Here is a 17946-nt window from a genome sequence, read left to right as displayed (position 1 = left end):
GGTGGTGCGACACGACCGGTCAACGGGATGTCGGCTTCGAACCGGCCGGAACCGGCCGCGTCAGGCGGGTTTGAGGACCGTGAGGAACTGGGTGGCGCGGCTGAGGGCGACGTAGAGCGCCCTGCGGCCGGTGGTGGACTCGGTGGCCAGGCCGTCGGGGTCGACGACGGCGACCGCGTCGTACTCCATGCCCTTCGAGTCCAGGCTGCCCACCACCCGCAGCCTCGAGTCGTCCACATCGGACAGCCAGGCGCGGACCTCGTCCCGGCGCGACATCGTGGTGATGACGCCGATCGTGCCCTCCGCGCGCTCCAGCAGGTCGAGCGCGGCCTCCCGGGCCGCCGCGGCCAGGTCGTCGGCCGCGACCTCGCGGACGTCGGGTTCGACGCCCGTGGTGCGCACCGCCGTCGGCAGGTCGTCCGGGTCGACCAGGTCGCGGACCGCGTCGCAGGCGTGCTCGAAGATCTCCGCCGAGTTCCGGTAGTTCGTGCGCAGCGTGAACGTGCGATGCGTGCGCTGGGCGCTGAGAGCCTGCTCGCGCGCGGTCGCCGCCTCGGCCGGGTCCGGCCAGGACGACTGCACCGGGTCGCCGACGATCGTCCAGCTCGCGTGCCTGCCGCGGCGGCCGACCATCCGCCACTGCATCGGCGAGAGGTCCTGGGCCTCGTCGATGACCACGTGGGCGTACTCGTCGTAGTTGACGGCGCGACGCGGCTGCTCGGCGTCCGGTTCGGGGCGGGCGGGGCGCTTCGGCGGCGGGCCGATCATCGTCCGCAGCTCGTCGATCAGCGCGATGTCGGCGACCGTCCACTCGGCACCGGCCGAATCTCCCAGGGACGCCCACGACTTCGCCAGCAGGTCGACCTCCTCGGCGGCCAGCAGCCGCCGCGCCGCGCGGGCCAGCCGCTCCGGGTCCGACAGCCAGCGCAGCACCTGCATCGGGTACAGCGCGGGCCACCAGGCCACGAGGAAGCGGTGGAACTCGATGCGCTCACCGATCTCGGTGATCAGCTGGTCGCGGTCGGGCTGGAAATCGCCGCCCGCCAGGGATTTCGCCTGCTGCCAGAGGGCTTCCAGCAGCGCGTCGGCTGCCTTCATCCGGAACTTGTTGGGCTGACCGCCCTTGTTGTGCAGGGTGCGGCGGATCCGCTTGAGCTCGTCGGCCTCCAGCTTGAGCACCGTGCCCCGGTAGAACAGCTGCAGCGACTCGGGTGCCTCCGGTGGCGGCAGGCGCAGCGCGCGGCGCAGCACCTTGACCATGCGGGAGGAGCCCTTGATCTCGGCGGTGCGCGGGTCGTCGATCCTGGCGGTGCTGATGCCGTCGAGGACCTCGCCGAGCGCGCGCAGCTCCACGTTGTGCTCGCCCATCGACGGCAGCACCCGCGAGATGTAGCTCATGAACACCGGCGACGGGCCGATGACCAGCACGCCCGGTCCGCCGAGCTTGCGCTGCTCGCGGTAGAGCAGGTAGGCGGCGCGGTGCAGGGCGACGGCGGTCTTGCCGGTGCCCGGGCCGCCGGTGATCTCGGTGACGCCGCTCTCGGGGGCGCGGATCGCCTCGTCCTGCTCCTTCTGGATGGTGGCGACGATGTTGCGCATCGTCTCGCCGCGCGAGCGGGTCAGGGCCGCCATCAGCGCGCCGTCGCCGATCACCCGCATGTCGGAGGAGGCGCGGTCGGGGTCGAGCAGGTCGTCGGAGACGTCGACGACGGTCTCCCGGGAGCAGCGGATCACGCGGCGGCGGATCACGTCCTGCGGGTGCTCGGGGGTGGCCTGGTAGAAGGCGGCGGCCAGCGGCGCGCGCCAGTCCACCAGCAGGTTGTCGAAGCGCTGGTCGCGGATGCCGAGGCGGCCGATGTGCACCACGTCGCCGTTGCCGGTGTCCAGCCGGCCGAACACCAGGCCCTCGGACTCGGCGTTGAGCGCCTGCAGCGTCCGGATGGCGTGGTGGAGCATGACGTCCCGCTCGTTGAGCGCCTCGGGCGTGGCCTCCCGGCCGTACTCGTAGCTCTTGTCGCGCATCGCCTGGGCTTCGGAGCGCAGCTCGTCGAGACGGGCGTAGACGCGGTCCACGTGCTCCTGCTCGACCGCGATCTCGGCCTGCTTTTCGGACGCTTCGGACACCTGTGACTTTCTCCCGGTCTGGCGCGGTGGGCAGACCTAACAGACTACGCGCGATCCCGTGCCGCCCAACGCGTCCCGCCTGCCGTCGGGGGAGGTCGCCGGGCGTAGAATCCGCGCTGGGTCACCACCCGCGAAACACCTGCCCACCGGCGGTGCGCGACGATGTGCGGGTGACTCGGATCGTGGCGGGCAGCGCGGGCGGACGACGCCTGGAAGTACCCCCGAAGGGAACCAGGCCGACCTCGGAGCGGGTGCGCGAGGCGGTGTTCAACTCGCTGGAGACGATGCTCGACATCGACGGCGCCCGGGTGCTCGACCTCTACGGCGGTTCCGGTGCGCTCGGCCTGGAAGCGCTCTCGCGCGGTGCCGGGCACGCCACGTTCGTCGAGTCGGACCGGCGCGCGGCGCAGATCCTCAAGCGCAACGCCGCGACCCTGGGCTTCCGCGACGTGCGGGTCGAGCAGGCCAAGGCCGAGACGCTGACCGCCTCGCCCGCGCCGGAGCCGTTCGACGTGGTGCTGGCCGATCCGCCCTACGACCTGTCGGCCGAGCTGCTGCAGCGGGTGCTCGACGGGCTCGTCGAGCACGGCTGGGTGGGTCCGGGCAGCGTGGTGATCGTCGAGCGCGCGGTCCGCAGCGGCGACCCGGACTGGCCGGAACCCCTGGAGGCGCTGCGTTCGAAGCGCTACGGCGACACCGCCGTGCACCGGGCCGTGATCGAACAGCGGTGAGCCGGGCCACGTCATCCTGGGGGTTCGCTGATCCGGCTGCTAACGTCCCTGGCCATGAGGCGTGCGGTATGTCCAGGTTCCTACGACCCGGTCACCAACGGTCATCTGGACATCATCGAGCGAGCGTCCGGCCTGTTCGACGAGGTCGTCGTCGCGGTGCTCATCAACAAGAGCAAGAAGGGCCTGTTCTCGGTCGACGAGCGCCTCGACATGCTGCGCGAGGTCACGGCCCCGTGGCCGAACGTGCGCATCGACTCCTGGCACGGCCTGCTGGTCGACTACTGCAAGGCCAACGAGATCGGCGCGATCGTCAAGGGCCTGCGCGCGGTCAGCGACTTCGACTACGAGCTGCAGATGGCGCAGATGAACCAGCAGCTGTCCGGGGTCGAGACGATGTTCATGTCGACCAACCCGCTCTACAGCTTCCTGGCGTCGTCGCTGGTCAAGGAGGTCGCCACCTACGGTGGTGACGTCTCCAACCTGCTGCCGGCGACGATCGAGCAGCGGCTGCGCGATCGGCTGGCCGAGAACGGCTGATCTTCGCGACGCGCGACGCCAACGCGTGAGTGCGGACTTGCAACGAGGGAGCCTTCCCGTCACCGGATGACGGGAAGGCTCCCTCGTTCGCGGCCGGGGCTTGACACGCGGATGGTGGATTTCCGCCGGGTACGGGGGTCCTGCAGGCAGACTGGACGGGGAACGGCCCGTGATCGGCATCGCGCGGTGTTCTGAGATGCTGGAACGGCGCGGCGCTGGACGACTGCAGGGAGATCATGGTGTACCGGGTGTTCGAAGCCCTCGACGAGCTCGTGACGATCGTCGAAGAGGCCCGTGGCGTCCCCATGACCTCGGGTTGTGTGGTGCCTCGCGGTGATGTGCTGGAGCTGCTCGACGACGTGCGGGACGCGATCCCGCAGGAGCTCGACGACGCCCAGGACGTCCTGGACCACCGGGACGAGGTGGTCACCAAGGCGCAGACGGAGGCCGACAAGTCGGTCGCCGAAGCCCAGTCCGAGGCCGAGCGCACGCTCGCCGAGGCCCGGGCGGAGGCCGAGCGGATGCTGGCCGAGGCGCGCGAGCAGGCCGATCACCTGCTGTCGGACGCCCGCGGCCAGGCCGAGCAGGCGGTCACCGCCGGTCGCCGCGAGTACGAGGACTACGTGAGCCGCGCCCAGTCCGAGGCGGACCGCATGGTGCAGGCCGGTCGCGCGGCCTACGAGCAGTCGGTGCACGAGGGCAAGACCGAGCAGGCACGCCTGGTCACCGACACCGAGGTCGTGCAGGCCGCGAACAACGAGGCCAAGCGCATCGTCGAGGAGGCCAACGACGAGGCCGAGCGGCTGCGCAGCGAGTGCGACGCCTACGTCGACTCCCGGCTGGCCGACTTCGAGGACCTGCTCGGCCGCACGCTGCGCACCGTCGGCAAGGGCCGCCAGCAGCTCCGCAGCCCGATGGGCGCCCCGTTCGACTACGAGGAGTGGCAGCCCTCAGCGGGCGCCAACTGAGGCCGGGTCCTTGAGGATCTGGTGGGTCGCCACGGCGGTGGCCGTGGCCACCAGCAGCGGGGAGATCAGCAGCATCAGGTAGACCATCACCGGCGCCGTGTACTCCAGGTGGTGGCCGTAGGCGATGCCGTCGACCCGGACCGCGCTGTGGAACGACAGCGCGGCGACCGACGAGGTCAGCAGGGTCATCATCCAGTAGGTCGTCGCCACGTGGCGGACCTGCGCGGCCTCACCGGCGTTGAAGCGGCCGGTCCGGACGTTGCGCCGACCGGTGAGCAGGGTGAGCGCCAGCAGCAGCGACATGGCCGCGGCCACGATGCCCATGCCGACGGTGAGGATCTGGGTGGCGACCGTGGCGCTGGGCACGTGGTAGCCGCAGGCCACGATCAGCACGCCGACGAGCGCGCTCAGCCCGGTCGCGATCGAGCCCAGCCAGGTGCACTGGTTCCGGATCCGCCGCAGCTCGTCGGGGGTGAGCTCGACGAACCGGTAGACGGGCGTGGTGAGTGGGGATGCGTCCTCGTTCATGGCGTCAGTCCATGCCTCGCGAAATTCCCCGACCGCTGGATTTCCCAGCACCCTAATCCGCTGATGGCGGGAGGGGAAGTTGTGCCCGCCGGTCGAGCGGCTGCGCTGAATGGTCCAACCACCGGAGCGGGGCGGCGGTGCGCTGAACCGGGGCTGGTGTCGTTCCGAGCCGGGCGTCGCGTACGCTGGGAGAGCTGACTTGGGACGTGGCGCCCGACCCCGTCGGGGATCGTTCCCAGCGTCGGCCCCATTGCCCGTTCATCAAGCACCGAAATTCGTGATGTCTCAGAGCCATGAAACGCGCACTGCGCAAGCCGGCCCTTGGGTGATCGACACCCGGGAAATCGGCCACCGGGCCGGTAGCAGCCGTGCCTACACGCGCAACGCTCCGGCACCGGCCGGCTTCGGGCTGGACATGATCAAGGTGCCCGAGGGCGAGCCGGTGGAGCTCGATCTGCTGGCCGAGTCCGTGGTGGAGGGCGTGCTGGTGTCCGGCACGGCGTCGGCCGAGCTGTCCGGCGAATGCGTCCGCTGCCTGGACCCGGTCTCCGAGGAGATCGAGGTCGAGATCCGCGAGCTGTTCGCCTACCCGGACAGCGCCACCGACACCAGCACCGATGACGACGAGGTGGAACGGGTCGTGGACGACCTGATCGACCTCGAACCGGTGGTGCGGGACGCGATGCTGCTGTCGCTTCCCTCGGCACCGTTGTGCTCGCCGGACTGCCAGGGGCTGTGCTCCGGGTGCGGCGTGAAGTGGGCCGAACTCGCCCCCGAGCACACGCATGAGACCATTGATCCTCGCTGGGCCGCGCTTCAAGAGCGGTTCGGCGGTACCGAAGAGGAGAAGTAGTCGTGGCCGTCCCGAAGCGCAAGATGTCCCGGGCCAACACCCGTCACCGCCGTTCGTCGTGGAAGACCTCGGCGCCGACGCTGACCGAGTGCTCGAACCGCTCCTGCCGCGAGCAGAAGCTGCCGCACGTCGTCTGCCCGGCCTGCGGTCAGTACGACGGCCGTCAGGTCGTCCAGCCCGCCTGAGCGGCGGTCACGTAGTGGGGGGAAAGCAGCCGAGGGCCCGTCAGATCGACCGGGCTCCGTTGTTGGCAGCGCTCGGCGTCGAGTTGGACGCCGAGCTGCTCACCCTTGCCCTCACCCACCGTTCGTACGCGTACGAGAACGGCGGTCTTCCGCCGAACGAGCGGCTGGAGTTCCTCGGCGACGCGGTGCTCGGGCTGGTGATCACCGATCACCTCTACAACGAGCACCCCGATCTGCCGGAGGGGCAGCTCGCGAAGCTGCGCGCCAGCGTGGTCAACATGCACGCGCTGGCCGGAGTGGCCCGCGGGCTCGGTGAGGGCGGTCTCGGCGAGTACCTGCTGCTGGGCCGGGGCGAGGAGCTCACGGGGGGCCGTGACAAGGCGAGCATCCTCGCGGACGGTCTGGAAGCGGTGCTCGGCGCCGTCTACCTGGCCGAAGGCATCGACGTCGCCCGCGCCGTCGTGCACAAGCTCTTCCAGCCGCTGCTGGCCGAGGCGCCGCGGCGCGGTGCCGGTCTGGACTGGAAGACGAGCCTGCAGGAGCTGACCGCTTCCGCGGCGCTCGGCGTGCCCGAGTACCGCGTCGAGGAGGAGGGGCCGGACCACCGCAAGGAGTTCAGCGCCTTCGTCTCCGTCGGCGGCCAGACCTACGGTCGCGGCGACGGCCGCACCAAGAAGGAAGCCGAGCAGAAGGCCGCCGAGGCGGCGTGGCGCCTGCTCGACGAGCAGGTCAACGCGGCGAAGTCCGCGGAGGAGGGCTCTGCCGACTCCGCGTCGTGAGGCCGAACGCCTGAGAGGGACATGATCAGGGACCGGTTCGGGCGGATCCGCCCGGCCCCTGATCATGTCCCTTTTCGCGCCCCGACCCGGTCAGGTCCCGGTGGTGGGCGCGTTCCGGGCGTGGGACAGGATGGGCTCGTGCCTGAGTTGCCCGAGGTCGAGGTGGTCCGCCGCGGTGTCGCCGAACACGCCGTGAGCCGGAAGCTCTCCAGCGTCGAAGTCCTGCACCCGCGCGCCGTGCGCCGCCACGCCCTCGGAGCCCAGGACCTGGCGGCCCGGCTGGCTGGGCGGGTGCTCACCGCCGCTCGGCGGCGCGGGAAGTACCTGTGGATCGAGCTCGGCGACGGCTCCGGCGACACCGACGGCGAAGGTCTCGTCGTGCACCTGGGCATGAGCGGGCAGCTGCTCGTGCAACCCACCGACGCGCCCGACGAGAAGCACCTGCGGGTGCGGATGCGCTTCGCCGACGGCGGTCCTGAGCTGCGGTTCGTCGATCAGCGCACCTTCGGCGGTCTGCAGCTGGCCGAGCTCGTCGAGGTCGACGGCGTGCTGCTGCCCGAACCGGTCGCCCACATCGCGCCGGACCCGCTGGAGCCGGTGTTCGACCTGGCGCGGCTGACCGAGCGGCTGCGCGCCCGGCGGACCGGCATCAAGCGCGCGCTGCTGGACCAGAGCCTGGTCTCGGGCATCGGCAACATCTACGCCGACGAGGCCCTGTGGCGCGCCAAGCTGCACTGGGCCCGTCCGACCGCGACGATGACGCGGCCCAAGGTGCGCGAGCTGATGGAGGCCGTCACCGACGTCATCGGCGAGGCGCTGCACGCCGGCGGGACCTCCTTCGACGCCCTCTACGTCAACGTCAACGGCGAATCGGGCTACTTCGACCGCTCCCTGGCGGTCTACGGCCAGGGAGGCAGCCCCTGCCCGCGCTGCGGCGCCTCCATCCGCCGGGACCCGTGGATGAACCGCTCCGCCTACACCTGCCCCGTCTGCCAACCCAAACCCCGCAACGCCCACCTGTAGTCGGCGCGGATCTCATCATTCTGAGCGACTCATTCTGCTCGAAAAACGAGAGATGTGATGGGCTCAGGTGCTAATGTCGCGCCATGCTCCTGCTGAGCTTCACGGTGCGGAACCACAACAGCATCCGCGACGAAGTCACCGTCGACTTCGCTCGCCCGTCGCTGCGCACCCTTCGGCCCCGGGACGACGACTGGGCCGCTGCGACGTATCCGCTTGCGGGCGTCTTCGGGGGCAACGCCACCGGCAAGTCCGCCGTGCTCGACGCGATCCGGTACGCCTTCGCGGCGATCGGCCACTCGGCGACGACCTGGCAGGCGGCGAAGGGGATGCGGCGCGCACCGTTCCTGCTGGACGGGGACGCGCGCGCATCGTCGAGCACCTACGAGCTCGACTTCGTCCACGATGGACGTCGTCACCGGTACGGGTTCGAGGTCGACGCCGAGGGCATCAAGCGGGAGTGGTTGCGGGACGTGCCGTCGTCGCGATGGCGCACGTTGCTGGACCGCGACCGCGACGACGATGTCCTGACGTTCCACCCGAGTCTCCGCAGGATCGAGGTGACGAAGCGCGAGCTCGTGCTCAGCCGCGCTCTCCTCCTGCCCGACTCCCCGCTGCACGCCGTCGCGCACGACCTGACGTCGAGCTTCGACTACGTCCTCGTGAAGGACTCCCATCGCGAAGCCCGGCTGACCAACATCGCCGACTCGCTCGCCGAGGGGGCGATCACCTTCTGCGACCTCGAGGCGCTGCTGCAGGTCGCCGACATCGGCGTCGTGAAGGTCGACATCGAGGAGACCAAGATCCCGGAGCACATCCGCCGAGCGCTTCGGCGATGGGTGCGCGACGTTCAAGGCGGCGACGACGCGGCCCCTGCCGAGGCCGGAGACGCGGACGACGATCGCGAGGAGCAGGACGAGCTGGACGACGACCAGCTCGCGCAGGTCGTCCGGCATCTCGTGTTCACCCACCGCGGCACCGCGGAGGAACGCCCCGCGTTCTCGATCCACGACGAGAGCGATGGGACCATCGCGTGGCTCTCCATCGCGGTGCCTGCGCTGGAAGCCCTGCGCGGCGGGGGACTGCTCGTGGTCGACGAGATCGATGCGAGCCTCCACCCGCACCTGCTGGACGTGCTGCTCGGCGCGTTCGCGGACCCGACGGTCAACACCGAGCAGGCGCAGCTGGTGTTCACCAGTCACGAGTCCTACCTGCTCTCGCCCCTGAGCGAGGTCTCTCTCGAGCCCGAGCAGGTGTGGTTCACGGACAAGTCCTGGGACGGAGTCACCGAGCTGTCCTGCCTCGCCGATTTCCCGAAACATCCCGACGCGAACGTGGCCAAGCGGTACCTGACGGGACGGTACGGCGGAACACCACGGCTCTCACCCAGCTCACTGGCGGTCCTCGTCCGACCCGAGGCGGGCTGAAGGTGGCCGACCGTCCGAACAAGCGCCGGGGGCGTCCGGCGAGGCAGCTCGCCAAGCGAATTCTCGTCGTCACCGAAGGCACTCTCACCGAGCCGCAGTACGTCGAACGCCTGAACAGCTTTCTGCGCAGCAGAGGTTCGACGGCGGTCGTCAAACCGGTCGGTGTGGGGAGGGATCCGCTCCGAGTCGTCCGGAAGTGCGTCGAGATCCGGGACAAGGCGGCGAAGGATGACAAGCCCTTCGACATCTGCGTCTGCTTGGTGGACGTCGACCGGCACGAAGCGCTGCCGAGCGCCTGCGAACGCGCTGAGCGCGAGTCGATTCTGCTGCTGGTCTCCAACGTGAAGTTCGAGATGTGGTTGCGATGGCATGCCGAGGGGAATCGTTCTGCGTTGACTTCTGCGCAGCTCGATCAGCGCACCGCCAAACTGGGTTTGGTCAAGAACAAGATGCTGTCGCTGAGCTTCCCGTTCCACCAGGTCGGCGAAGCGTGCGCGATCGCATATCGCGCCGACCCCGAGTTGCGGGCTGGGCGGGTGGGTCCGGATCCGTCCTCGGCGATGCCGGTCCTCGTTGAGCTGCTGTCGGATCGGTGAGTCGCCGTCTGCGGAGGGGTTTTTGGTTCGTTGGGGCGGGTCATGTTGTGCCTTGGCAGTCGTGGAGGTGGGTGGTGGTTGTGGGGTTGGCGCCGTAGTCGGTGGGGTTGACGACGGGGCAGTGGTGGGCGACCCAGGACATGGTGGTGTCGACGACCGCCGTGTCGACGTCGCCGCTCATGCTCCGGACGCCTGAGGAGCCGCTGGTCCAGACGTAGCGGAGCTCGCCGTCGGCGATGTGCTGCTTGAGCTCATCGACGGTGGGGGTGGGGTCGTTGCCGTTGTAGCCGCCGACGGCCATCACCGGTTGGCCGGTCTCCAGGATCACCGGTGCCGCGACCATCGATCCCACCACCGCGACCAGCCACGTCTCGTTCTCGTGGTGGTCGGTGAGGTAGCGCATCAGCTGCGGGCTGACCTGTTCGCCGCCGGAGCGCTCGCCGCGTTCGCCGCGCACGCCGTCGGGCCGGTGCCCGGTCGCGCCGTCCGGTCGCGTTCCGCCCCCGTGCCGGGTGCCGTCGGGCATCCCGCGGCCCCCGTCGGGGCCCGGACCGCCGCCGGGACCGGTGGTGCTGGGGCCGGCGGAGGGGAACGTTGCTTGCACCGGGGTGGACAGCGGAGTCACCGCGTAGGCCGTCGGTCCCGCCAGCGACGCGAGGATTCCCACCAGCGCACCCGCGGCGATGACGCGGGTCTTCCCGGCTCGCCGGGCGCGGGGCAGGAACAGGGGAACCGTCATCGCAACACCGGCGACCAGCGCGACGGCTGCGACGACGGTTCCCATTTACGGCAGGAAGTCCTCGTTGCGGCCGAGCAGGTGGGCGCTCCAGAGACCGGTCGTGATGATCGACGCCGGGAGCAGCAGGCCCCACCACTCGGTGTCGCGGGTCAGGCGCCACATCGCGATCACGCCCATGCCCACGACCGCCGCCAGCGGGGCGGCCAGGGCGACCGTGTAGTAGGTGTGCCAGATGCCGGAGGCGAAGGTGAACACGCCCGCCGTGATCAGCAGGGTTCCGGCCCACAGCAGGAAATCGGCGCGCTGGGCGTCGTGCCGGGGGCGGCGCCGGAGGAGCACCAGCACGGCGATCATGCCGAAGAGGGCCAGCGGGTACAGCCAGCCGATCTGCGAGGCGACCTCGCCGCTGACCAGCCGCGTCAGGCTCGCGCCGTCCATGCCGCCCCCGCCGGGACCGCCACCGCCCGGGGGCATTCCGCCGCCCGGAGGCATCCCACCGCCGGGACCGCCACCGGGGCCACCGCCGCCCATCATGCCGGGCGACATGATCCGCGCCTGCCCCTCGACGCGACCGAGGCCGTTGTAGCCCAGCAGCAGGTCGAGGACCGTGTTGTTCCTGCTGGCCGCCCACGTACGGCCGGGCCGAGGCCGGCACGAGGTCGACCACCAGCAGCCACGACGCGCTCACCGCCGCCAGCGCGATCCCCGCCACGCCCAGGTTGAGCAGCTTGCGCGGCCACGCCGGGCGGGCCGCCAGCAGGTAGACCGCCGCGATCACCGGGACCACGAAGAACGCCTGCAGCATCTTGGTGTTGAACGCCAGGCCGATCGCGACCGCGCACCACACCAGCGGCATCAGCCTTCCCGACCGGATCGCGTTCGAGGCCGCCCACAGCGACAGCGCCAGCAGCAGGGTCAGCAGCATGTCCGGGTTGTTGTGCCGGGCCATCACCACCGCGATCGGCGTCACCGCCAGCGCCAGTCCCGCCAGCGTCCCGGCGGCGGGGCCGAAACCGCGGCGCACCACGTGCTGCACCACCCACACCGCGGCCACCCCGGCGATGGCCTGGGGCAGCAGCAGGCTCCAGGTGTTGAACCCGAAGATCCGCGCGGACAGCGCCTGCACCCACAGGGCCAGCGGTGGTTTGTCGACCGTGATGAACGATCCCGCGTCCATCGCGCCGTAGAAGAACGCCTTCCAGCTCCGCGTCATCCCCAGCACCGCGGCCGAGTAGTAGGTGTTGGCCCACTCGTTGATCGACAGCGCCCAGGTGTTGAGGAACGCGGCGAGCGCCAGTACCGCCCAGCGGGCGGGACGCGACCCTCTCGGTTCCCCGGTGCGGGTGAGCGGTGGAGCAGCGGACATGCGGATTCCTCTCCGGAGCGGACCTTTCCCGCGACGAGCCTGGCCGCTGCGCCTGGGAGGACCGTGTGAGTCCGCTGCGCGTCCGCCGGGAGCCGACTCCCAGCCGATTCCCAGGTTCCGTCAACCGGGTTCGCACCTGGCTCCGGCTTGATGGATGCGGAACCGGATGAGAGGTGGTGGGAGATGAGTGCCGTGCCGCAGCTCGGTGCCGAGGCGGCGCCGGCCGGTGCCGGGTCGAACCGGACCGCGACGGTCGACGTGGTGATCCCGGTCTACAACGAGGAGCGGTCCCTTCCCGGGTGCTTGCAGGTGCTGAGCCGGTACCTGGGCGAGGGGTTCCCGTTCTCGTGGTCGATCACGGTCGTCGACAACGCGAGCACCGACGCGACGCTGGACGTGGCGCACGAGCTGGCCCGCGAGATCCCGAACGTGCGGGTGCTGCACCTGGACCGCAAGGGACGCGGTCTGGCGCTGCGCACCGCCTGGGGCTACAGCGACGCCGACGTCGTGGTCTACATGGACGTCGACCTGTCGACCGGGCTGGACGCCCTGCTGCCGCTGGTGGCGCCGCTGGTCAACGGGCACTCCGACCTGGCCATCGGCTCCCGGCTGGCACCCGGCGCGCGGACCGTGCGCGGCGGGAAGCGGGAGATGATCTCCCGCGGCTACAACAGGATGATCCGCTGGACCCACGGCGCGCGGTTCACCGACGCCCAGTGCGGGTTCAAGGCGGCCCGCACCGACGTCGTCCGCCCGCTGCTGCGTCAGGTGCGCGACGACTCGTGGTTCTTCGACACCGAACTGCTGCTGCTGGCCGAGCACAACGGCCTGCGGGTGCACGAGGTGCCGGTGGACTGGGTCGAGGACGTCGACACGCGGGTGAACGTGGTGCGCACCGCCGCCGACGACATCGCCGGGCTGGTGCGGGTGGCGCGCGCGAAGATCACCGGGGCCGCGCGGGTCGACGGTCTGCCGCAACGCCCCGAGCCGCGCGCCGCGCACCCGCAGGCGGTGCTGGCCAAGCGGGAGAACGGGCTGCTGTGGCAGCTGGTCTCGTTCGGCGCGATCGGCCTGGTGTCCACGGTCCTCACCTCGGTGCTGTACGCGATCCTGCGCGGGTGGTGGCCGCCGCTGCTGGCGAACCTGGTGGCGCTGACCGTCACGACGCTGTGGAACACCGAGGCCAACCGGCGCTACACGTTCCTGCAGCAGCGCGGCTCCTCGGGCCGTGTGCACGCGCAGGGGCTGATCGTGTTCGCGCTGTACTACGTCGTCACCTCCGGCGCGCTGCTCGGGTTGCACGCTTGCGCGGCGAACCCGTCGCGCTGGCTGGAGGTCCTGGTTCTCGTACTGTCCTCTGTGGTCGGTACCGCTCTGCGGTTCGTACTGCTCCGCTCGTGGGTCTTCGCGGCCCCGGCCAAGGAAAAGGAAACATCATGATCGCAGTCGAGGAGGCCGTCCCGCGCGCGGCGGACAGCGGCAGTGGTCCGCCGGTGTGGCGGCGCATCGCCCTGGCCGGGATCTGCGCGCTCGCGGCCGTGCTCCACCTGTGGGGCATCGGAAGTTCCTGGGGCAACGGCTATTACACGGCGGCCGTGAAGTCGATGTCGACGAACTTCGAGGCGTTCTTCTTCGGATCGTTCGACTCCGCCGGCGTGGTCACCGTGGACAAGCCGCCGATGGCCCTGTGGTTGCAGGTCCTGTCGGTGAAGATCTTCGGGTTCGACCAGTTCGCGGTGCTGTTCCCGCAGGTCGTGTGCGGTGTCGCCGCCGTGTTCCTGCTGCACCGCGCGGTGCGCCGGTGGGCGGGCGAGAACGCCGCGCTGATCGCGTCGCTGGTGCTGGCGCTGAGCCCGATCACGGTGCTGATCAACCGCGACAACAACCCCGACACCCTGCTGGTGCTGCTGGTGGTGGCCGCCGCCTACGCGATGACGCGGGCGAGTTCGGACCGCCGCTCGACGGGCTGGATCGCGCTGGCCGCGTTCCTCGTCGGCTGCGGGTTCATGACCAAGATGCTGCAGGCGTGGATGGTGCTGCCCGCGTTCGTCGCGGCGTACCTGATCGGTGGCCGCCACGGCTGGGGGCGCAAGGTCGCCGACCTCGCCGTGGCCGCCGGGGTGCTGCTGGTGAGCTCGTTCTGGTGGGTCGCGGCGACGATGCTGTGGCCGTCGCCGAAGCCCTACATCGGGGGCAGCACCGACGGCACGGCGCTGGACCTGATCTTCGGCTACAACGGCTTCGGCCGGATCCTCGGCAACAGCCAGGGCAACGGCGGCGGTGGACCCGGCGGTGGCGGTCCCGGTGGTGGCGGGGGCTTCTCCGGGACCGCCGGGGCGCTGCGGCTGTTCAACGAGAAGCTGGGCGGTCAGATCAGCTGGTTGCTGCCGCTGTGCGCGTTGATCCTGGTCGCGATGGTCGTGCTGGGGATCCGGCACCGGCGTTCCGGCGGCGCGCTGGAGCGCGGGACGACGGCGGGCTGGGTGCTGTGGGGCGGCTGGCTGGTCGTCATCGGCGTGATGTTCAGCTTCGCGCAGGGCACCATGCACCCCTACTACACGACGATGCTGGCGCCCGCGATCGGCGCGATCACCGGCGCCGGGCTGGTGCGGTTCCGGCAGTGGCACCGGGAGCCGGGCGGCAAGGCCTGGCTGCTGCCGGTCGGCGTCGCGATCACCGTCGCGTGGGCGATGGTGCTGGTGGCGCGGGATCTGAGCTGGAACGCGTGGGCCGGGTACCTGGCCGCGGGCCTGGGCGTGGTGGCGCTGGTGGTGCTGGTGCTCGGTCGTCGTGGCCGCGCGGGCCTGGCCAAGGCCGGTTTCGCGCTGGGGCTGGCGGCGATGCTCACCGTGCCCACCGCGTGGTCCGCGATCGGGGCCGTCGGCGGCAGCAGCGGGATGATGGGAGGTGTCAACCCGATGGCCGGACCGGAGACGTCGATGGGCGGTCCCGGTGGTGGTTTCCGCGATGGCCGCATGAACGGAACGCCGCCCGGCATGAACGGGCAGATGCCGCCCGGGATGTCCGGGGATCGGGGTCGCGGCGGCATGGGCGGCGGTCCCGGCGGCGCGACGCTGAGCACCGAGCAGCAGAAGCTCGTCGACTACGTGCGGGCCAACGCGGCGGACGCGCGGATCCCGCTGGCCGTGGAGGGCGGCGCGAACGGGGCGTCGAGCTACATCATCAACACGGACCTGACCGTGATCGGGATGGGCGGCTTCATGGGCTCCGACGACGCACCGTCGGTCGCCCGGCTCACCGAGTGGAAGCAGAGCGGCCAACTCGGATTCGTCCTGCTGGGCGGCGGCCCGGGCGGCATGATGCGCTCCCACGACAGGCAGCAAGACCAGGACCAGCAGCCCGGCCAGGACGGTCAGCCCGGTCAGGACGGTCAGCCCGGTCAGGACGGCCAGGACGGCCAGGACGGCCAGGACGGCCAGGCCAGGCAGGACGGCCAGGCCAGGCAGGACGGGACTCAACAGGACCGTGCCGGGGACCGATCCGGCTCCGGAATGCAGATGCCCGGCGGCCGAGGCGGCGAGGCCGCCACCGCCCGGGAGAACTGGGTCAAGCAGAACTGCACCCTCGTCGACCCGGCCGCCTACGGCGGCTCGGCCGACTCCTCCTCGCAGCTCTACCGCTGCGGATGACCCGGATTACCGCTGTAATCCGTCCCCGGAATACCGCCGTAATCGGGTCCCCGAAAACGGCGGTATTCCGGTGCCGGAAAACGGCGGTAATCGGGACCCCGGGGGCTGCGGTGGTGCGGGTTGTCCGGGTGTGGGGGACGGGTGGGCGGATTGCGGGGGTGGGGTGGTGCTGGTGGGGTGAACGCCGGGTGGGTGTTCAGCGGGTTTCCAGGGTTTTCCCAGGGAGCTCGGGGATGCTGGAGGACGTGGTGGAGAGCAACGGAGCGCGAGTGCTCGTCGTCGACGACGAGCCGAACATCCTCGAACTGCTGGCGGCGGCGCTGCGCCTGAGCGGGTTCGAGGTCCGCGGCGCGGCCACGGGTGCCGAGGCGCTGCGGGCGGCGGCCGAGTTCCACCCGGACATCGTCGTGCTGGACGTGATGCTGCCGGACCGCGACGGCTTCTCCGTGGCCACCGAGCTGCGGGCCGGCGGCAACACCGTCCCGGTGCTGTTCCTCACCGCGCGCGACGCGGTGGAGGACCGCATCGCCGGGCTGACCGCGGGCGGCGACGACTACGTCACCAAGCCGTTCAGCCTGGACGAGGTGGTGCTGCGGCTGCGCGCGATCCTGCGCCGGGTCCGCCCGGAGCAGGACGACGACGGCGCGAAGCTGCGCTACCAGGACCTGGAGCTCGACGAGGACACCTACGAGGTCCGGCGGGCCGGGCAGCTGGTCAGCCTCTCGCCGACCGAGTTCAAGCTGCTGCGCTACCTGCTCATCAACGCCGAGAAGGTGGTCAGCAAGGTGCAGATCCTGGACCGGGTCTGGAACTACGAGTTCGGCGGTGACTCGCGGATCGTCGAGTCCTACATCAGCTACCTGCGGCGCAAGGTCGACGTGGTGTCGCCGCCGCTGATCCACACCATCCGCGGCGTCGGCTACGTCCTGCGCCTGCCGCCGGAGAACCGGTGAGCGCCGTGGCGTTCTTCCGCACGCTCCGGGGACGGCTGGTGCTGGTGCTGGTCGGCGCGCTGGTGGTGGGCCTGCTGCTGATGGGGTTCACCAGCGTCGCGCTGCTCAACCGGTCGCTGGTGGAGCGCACCGACGACCGGCTGGCGGAGATGTCGATGCCGTGGGAGGAAGGGCGCATGCCGCCTCCCGATCCGGCGCGCAGGCATCCCGAGGGACCCGGGCGGGGGGCGCTGCCGACGGAGTTCCGGGTGCTGATCTTCGACCGCTCGGGTGCGCAGCTCGGCGGCGTGGTCGGTGCCGAGGACGGCGAGACCGGCGGACCGATGGTGCTCAACCCGCAGCTGGGCCCGGAGCTGGGCACGGTGCCGGACCGGGCGGGCTGGGCGGACTGGCGGGTGCGCCGGGTGTCGCTGCCGGACGGCCGGACCGCGGTGCTGGCGCTGTCGCTGAGCAACGCCCAGTCGACGGTGCACCAGCTGGTGGTCATCGAGCTGGCGGTGGGCGGTGCGGTGCTGCTGGTGCTGGCGCTGGCGGCGGCGATGACGGTGCGGTTGAGCCTGCGTCCGCTGGCGCGCATCGAGGACACCGCGGACGCCATCGCCGCCGGTCAGCTGGATCGCCGGGTGCCGGATCAGGATCCGAGGACGGAGACGGGACGGCTCGGCGAGGCGCTGAACACGATGCTGGGCAGGCTCACCGACGCGCTGCAGCAGCGGGAGCGCTCGGAGGACCGGTTGCGGCGGTTCGTCGCCGACGCCTCGCACGAGCTGCGCACGCCGCTGACCTCGATCCGCGGGTTCGCCGAGCTGTACCGGCGCAGCGAGCAGCACCGGCCGGAGGACGTGCGGATGATGATGGGCCGCATCGAGTCGGAGTCGGTGCGGATGGGCGGTCTGGTCGAGGACATGCTGCTGCTGGCCCGGCTGGACCGGGAGCGCACCGTCGATCTCGTCGACCTGGACCTGGTGCCGCTGGCCCGCGACGTGGTGCACGACGCCCGGGCTCGCGACCCGGAGCGCGAGATCACCTTGAACAGCCCTGCTGAGCTGCGGGTTCTCGGTGACGGGGAGCGGTTGCGGCAGGTGCTGACCAACCTGGTCAACAACGCCCTGGTGCACACGCCCGCGGGGTCGCCGATCACCGTCGAGGCCGGTCGCGCGGCGGCGAGCGACCGGGCGGTCGCGGCGGTGGGTGCCGAGCCGGGGCCGGGGACGCGGATGGTGTCGGTGTCGGTGAGCGACACCGGTCCGGGCATCCCGCCGGAGCACGCGGCGCGGATCTTCGACCGCTTCTACCGGGTGGACGACGGCCGGACCAGGGCGGCCGGCGGCAGCGGCCTGGGCCTGGCCATCACGGCGGCCCTGGCCCAGGCCCACGGCGGACGTCTCGAACTGCACTCGGCCCCGGGCGGCGGGAGCACGTTCCGCCTGCTGCTGCCCTCGGCGTGAAGCGGGGAGCCGTCTCGGAAGACGGCTCCCCGCAACGGGTTT

17 protein-coding genes and 1 pseudogene are annotated in these 17946 nt (G+C 70.9%); 13 read left to right on the top strand and 5 right to left on the bottom strand.

Annotated features, from left to right (window positions below):
* Positions 1–60: 60 nt before the first annotated feature.
* Complete coding sequence (locus tag BM424_RS02785; protein ID WP_093413444.1) at positions 61–2124, bottom strand: HelD family protein; 2064 nt, start codon at positions 2122–2124, stop codon at positions 61–63.
* A 170-nt stretch (positions 2125–2294) separates the two neighbouring features.
* Between BM424_RS02785 and rsmD the strand changes: the two genes are divergently transcribed.
* From rsmD to BM424_RS02770, 3 genes are all read left to right on the top strand, one after another.
* Positions 2295–2855: a 16S rRNA (guanine(966)-N(2))-methyltransferase RsmD gene (gene rsmD, locus BM424_RS02780; protein ID WP_093413443.1), complete on the top strand. Its 561-nt coding sequence runs from the start codon at positions 2295–2297 to the stop codon at positions 2853–2855.
* A 54-nt stretch (positions 2856–2909) separates the two neighbouring features.
* Entirely contained in the window at positions 2910–3392 is a 483-nt protein-coding gene (coaD, locus tag BM424_RS02775; RefSeq protein WP_093413442.1) for a pantetheine-phosphate adenylyltransferase, read from the top strand.
* Positions 3393–3631: 239 nt separating this feature from the next.
* Entirely contained in the window at positions 3632–4360 is a 729-nt protein-coding gene (locus tag BM424_RS02770) for a DivIVA domain-containing protein (RefSeq protein WP_093414587.1), read from the top strand.
* Here BM424_RS02770 and BM424_RS02765 read toward each other — a convergent pair.
* On the bottom strand, positions 4343–4888 hold the full coding sequence (locus tag BM424_RS02765) for a hypothetical protein (protein ID WP_093413441.1): 546 nt from the start codon (positions 4886–4888) through the stop codon (positions 4343–4345). The genes BM424_RS02770 and BM424_RS02765 overlap by 18 nt on opposite strands.
* 280 nt (positions 4889–5168) lie before the next feature.
* Here BM424_RS02765 and BM424_RS02760 point away from each other — a divergent pair, with 280 nt between their 5' ends.
* The 6 genes from BM424_RS02760 (at position 5169) to BM424_RS02735 (ending at position 9748) form a co-directional block, all read left to right on the top strand.
* A complete protein-coding gene (locus BM424_RS02760) occupies positions 5169–5741 on the top strand; it encodes a YceD family protein (protein ID WP_175547905.1) in 573 nt (190 codons plus the stop codon).
* A 2-nt stretch (positions 5742–5743) separates the two neighbouring features.
* Complete coding sequence (gene rpmF / locus BM424_RS02755; protein WP_093413438.1) at positions 5744–5926, top strand: 50S ribosomal protein L32; 183 nt, start codon at positions 5744–5746, stop codon at positions 5924–5926.
* 14 nt (positions 5927–5940) lie between these two features.
* The gene (gene rnc / locus BM424_RS02750) at positions 5941–6705 is read left to right on the top strand and encodes a ribonuclease III (protein WP_093413437.1); all 765 of its coding nucleotides are present in this window, start codon (positions 5941–5943) and stop codon (positions 6703–6705) included.
* Positions 6706–6843: 138 nt separating this feature from the next.
* The gene (gene mutM / locus BM424_RS02745) at positions 6844–7728 is read left to right on the top strand and encodes a bifunctional DNA-formamidopyrimidine glycosylase/DNA-(apurinic or apyrimidinic site) lyase (protein WP_093413436.1); all 885 of its coding nucleotides are present in this window, start codon (positions 6844–6846) and stop codon (positions 7726–7728) included.
* Positions 7729–7811: 83 nt separating this feature from the next.
* Positions 7812–9152 carry an AAA family ATPase gene (locus BM424_RS02740; RefSeq protein ID WP_093413434.1) on the top strand — a complete coding sequence of 447 codons (1341 nt, stop codon included), beginning with the start codon at positions 7812–7814 and terminating at the stop codon, positions 9150–9152.
* Between the two features lie 2 nt (positions 9153–9154).
* On the top strand, positions 9155–9748 hold the full coding sequence (locus tag BM424_RS02735) for an RloB family protein (RefSeq protein WP_175547904.1): 594 nt from the start codon (positions 9155–9157) through the stop codon (positions 9746–9748).
* Positions 9749–9788: 40 nt separating this feature from the next.
* Here BM424_RS02735 and BM424_RS02730 read toward each other — a convergent pair whose 3' ends face one another.
* From BM424_RS02730 to BM424_RS29850, 3 genes and pseudogenes are all read right to left on the bottom strand, one after another.
* Positions 9789–10532 carry a mannosyltransferase YkcB-related protein gene (locus tag BM424_RS02730; RefSeq protein ID WP_093413431.1) on the bottom strand — a complete coding sequence of 248 codons (744 nt, stop codon included), beginning with the start codon at positions 10530–10532 and terminating at the stop codon, positions 9789–9791.
* Positions 10533–11033, bottom strand: coding sequence for a hypothetical protein (locus BM424_RS02725; RefSeq protein ID WP_175547903.1), 501 nt, complete (start codon positions 11031–11033; stop codon positions 10533–10535). It abuts the gene before it with no gap.
* Positions 11034–11220: 187 nt separating this feature from the next.
* Positions 11221–11664, bottom strand: a pseudogene (locus tag BM424_RS29850) (glycosyltransferase family 39 protein); the annotation flags it as partial.
* Between the two features lie 372 nt (positions 11665–12036).
* Between BM424_RS29850 and BM424_RS02715 the strand changes: the two are divergent.
* The 4 genes from BM424_RS02715 to BM424_RS02700 all read left to right on the top strand — a co-directional run bounded on the left by BM424_RS02715 (position 12037) and on the right by BM424_RS02700 (position 17904).
* A complete protein-coding gene (locus BM424_RS02715) occupies positions 12037–13293 on the top strand; it encodes a bifunctional glycosyltransferase family 2/GtrA family protein (RefSeq protein ID WP_093413428.1) in 1257 nt (418 codons plus the stop codon).
* Positions 13290–15503: a glycosyltransferase family 39 protein gene (locus tag BM424_RS02710; protein WP_093413427.1), complete on the top strand. Its 2214-nt coding sequence runs from the start codon at positions 13290–13292 to the stop codon at positions 15501–15503. The genes BM424_RS02715 and BM424_RS02710 overlap by 4 nt, the downstream gene beginning before the upstream one ends.
* A 233-nt stretch (positions 15504–15736) precedes the next feature.
* Entirely contained in the window at positions 15737–16456 is a 720-nt protein-coding gene (locus BM424_RS02705; protein ID WP_093413426.1) for a response regulator transcription factor, read from the top strand.
* A complete protein-coding gene (locus BM424_RS02700; RefSeq protein ID WP_245775562.1) occupies positions 16453–17904 on the top strand; it encodes a sensor histidine kinase in 1452 nt (483 codons plus the stop codon). Before BM424_RS02705 ends, BM424_RS02700 begins: the two co-directional genes overlap by 4 nt.
* Positions 17905–17946 lie beyond the last annotated feature (42 nt).

This window comes from Saccharopolyspora flava, from assembly GCF_900116135.1.
Taxonomy (GTDB): Bacteria; Actinomycetota; Actinomycetes; order Mycobacteriales; family Pseudonocardiaceae; genus Saccharopolyspora; species Saccharopolyspora flava.
The sequence above is the reverse complement of the archived record's forward strand: the minus strand, read 5'-3'. Positions and strand labels throughout refer to the sequence as shown.

Coding starts and splice junctions, on each gene's coding strand:
- BM424_RS02760 (WP_175547905.1), top strand. CDS start 5,169: ATGTCTCAGAGCCATGAAACGCGCACTGCGCAAGCCGGCCCTTGGGTG.
- BM424_RS02725 (WP_175547903.1), bottom strand. CDS start 11,033: ATGTCGCCCGGCATGATGGGCGGCGGTGGCCCCGGTGGCGGTCCCGGC.
- coaD (WP_093413442.1), top strand. CDS start 2,910: ATGAGGCGTGCGGTATGTCCAGGTTCCTACGACCCGGTCACCAACGGT.
- BM424_RS02705 (WP_093413426.1), top strand. CDS start 15,737: ATGCTGGAGGACGTGGTGGAGAGCAACGGAGCGCGAGTGCTCGTCGTC.
- BM424_RS02715 (WP_093413428.1), top strand. CDS start 12,037: ATGAGTGCCGTGCCGCAGCTCGGTGCCGAGGCGGCGCCGGCCGGTGCC.
- BM424_RS02740 (WP_093413434.1), top strand. CDS start 7,812: ATGCTCCTGCTGAGCTTCACGGTGCGGAACCACAACAGCATCCGCGAC.
- BM424_RS02710 (WP_093413427.1), top strand. CDS start 13,290: ATGATCGCAGTCGAGGAGGCCGTCCCGCGCGCGGCGGACAGCGGCAGT.
- BM424_RS02730 (WP_093413431.1), bottom strand. CDS start 10,532: ATGGGAACCGTCGTCGCAGCCGTCGCGCTGGTCGCCGGTGTTGCGATG.
- BM424_RS02765 (WP_093413441.1), bottom strand. CDS start 4,888: ATGAACGAGGACGCATCCCCACTCACCACGCCCGTCTACCGGTTCGTC.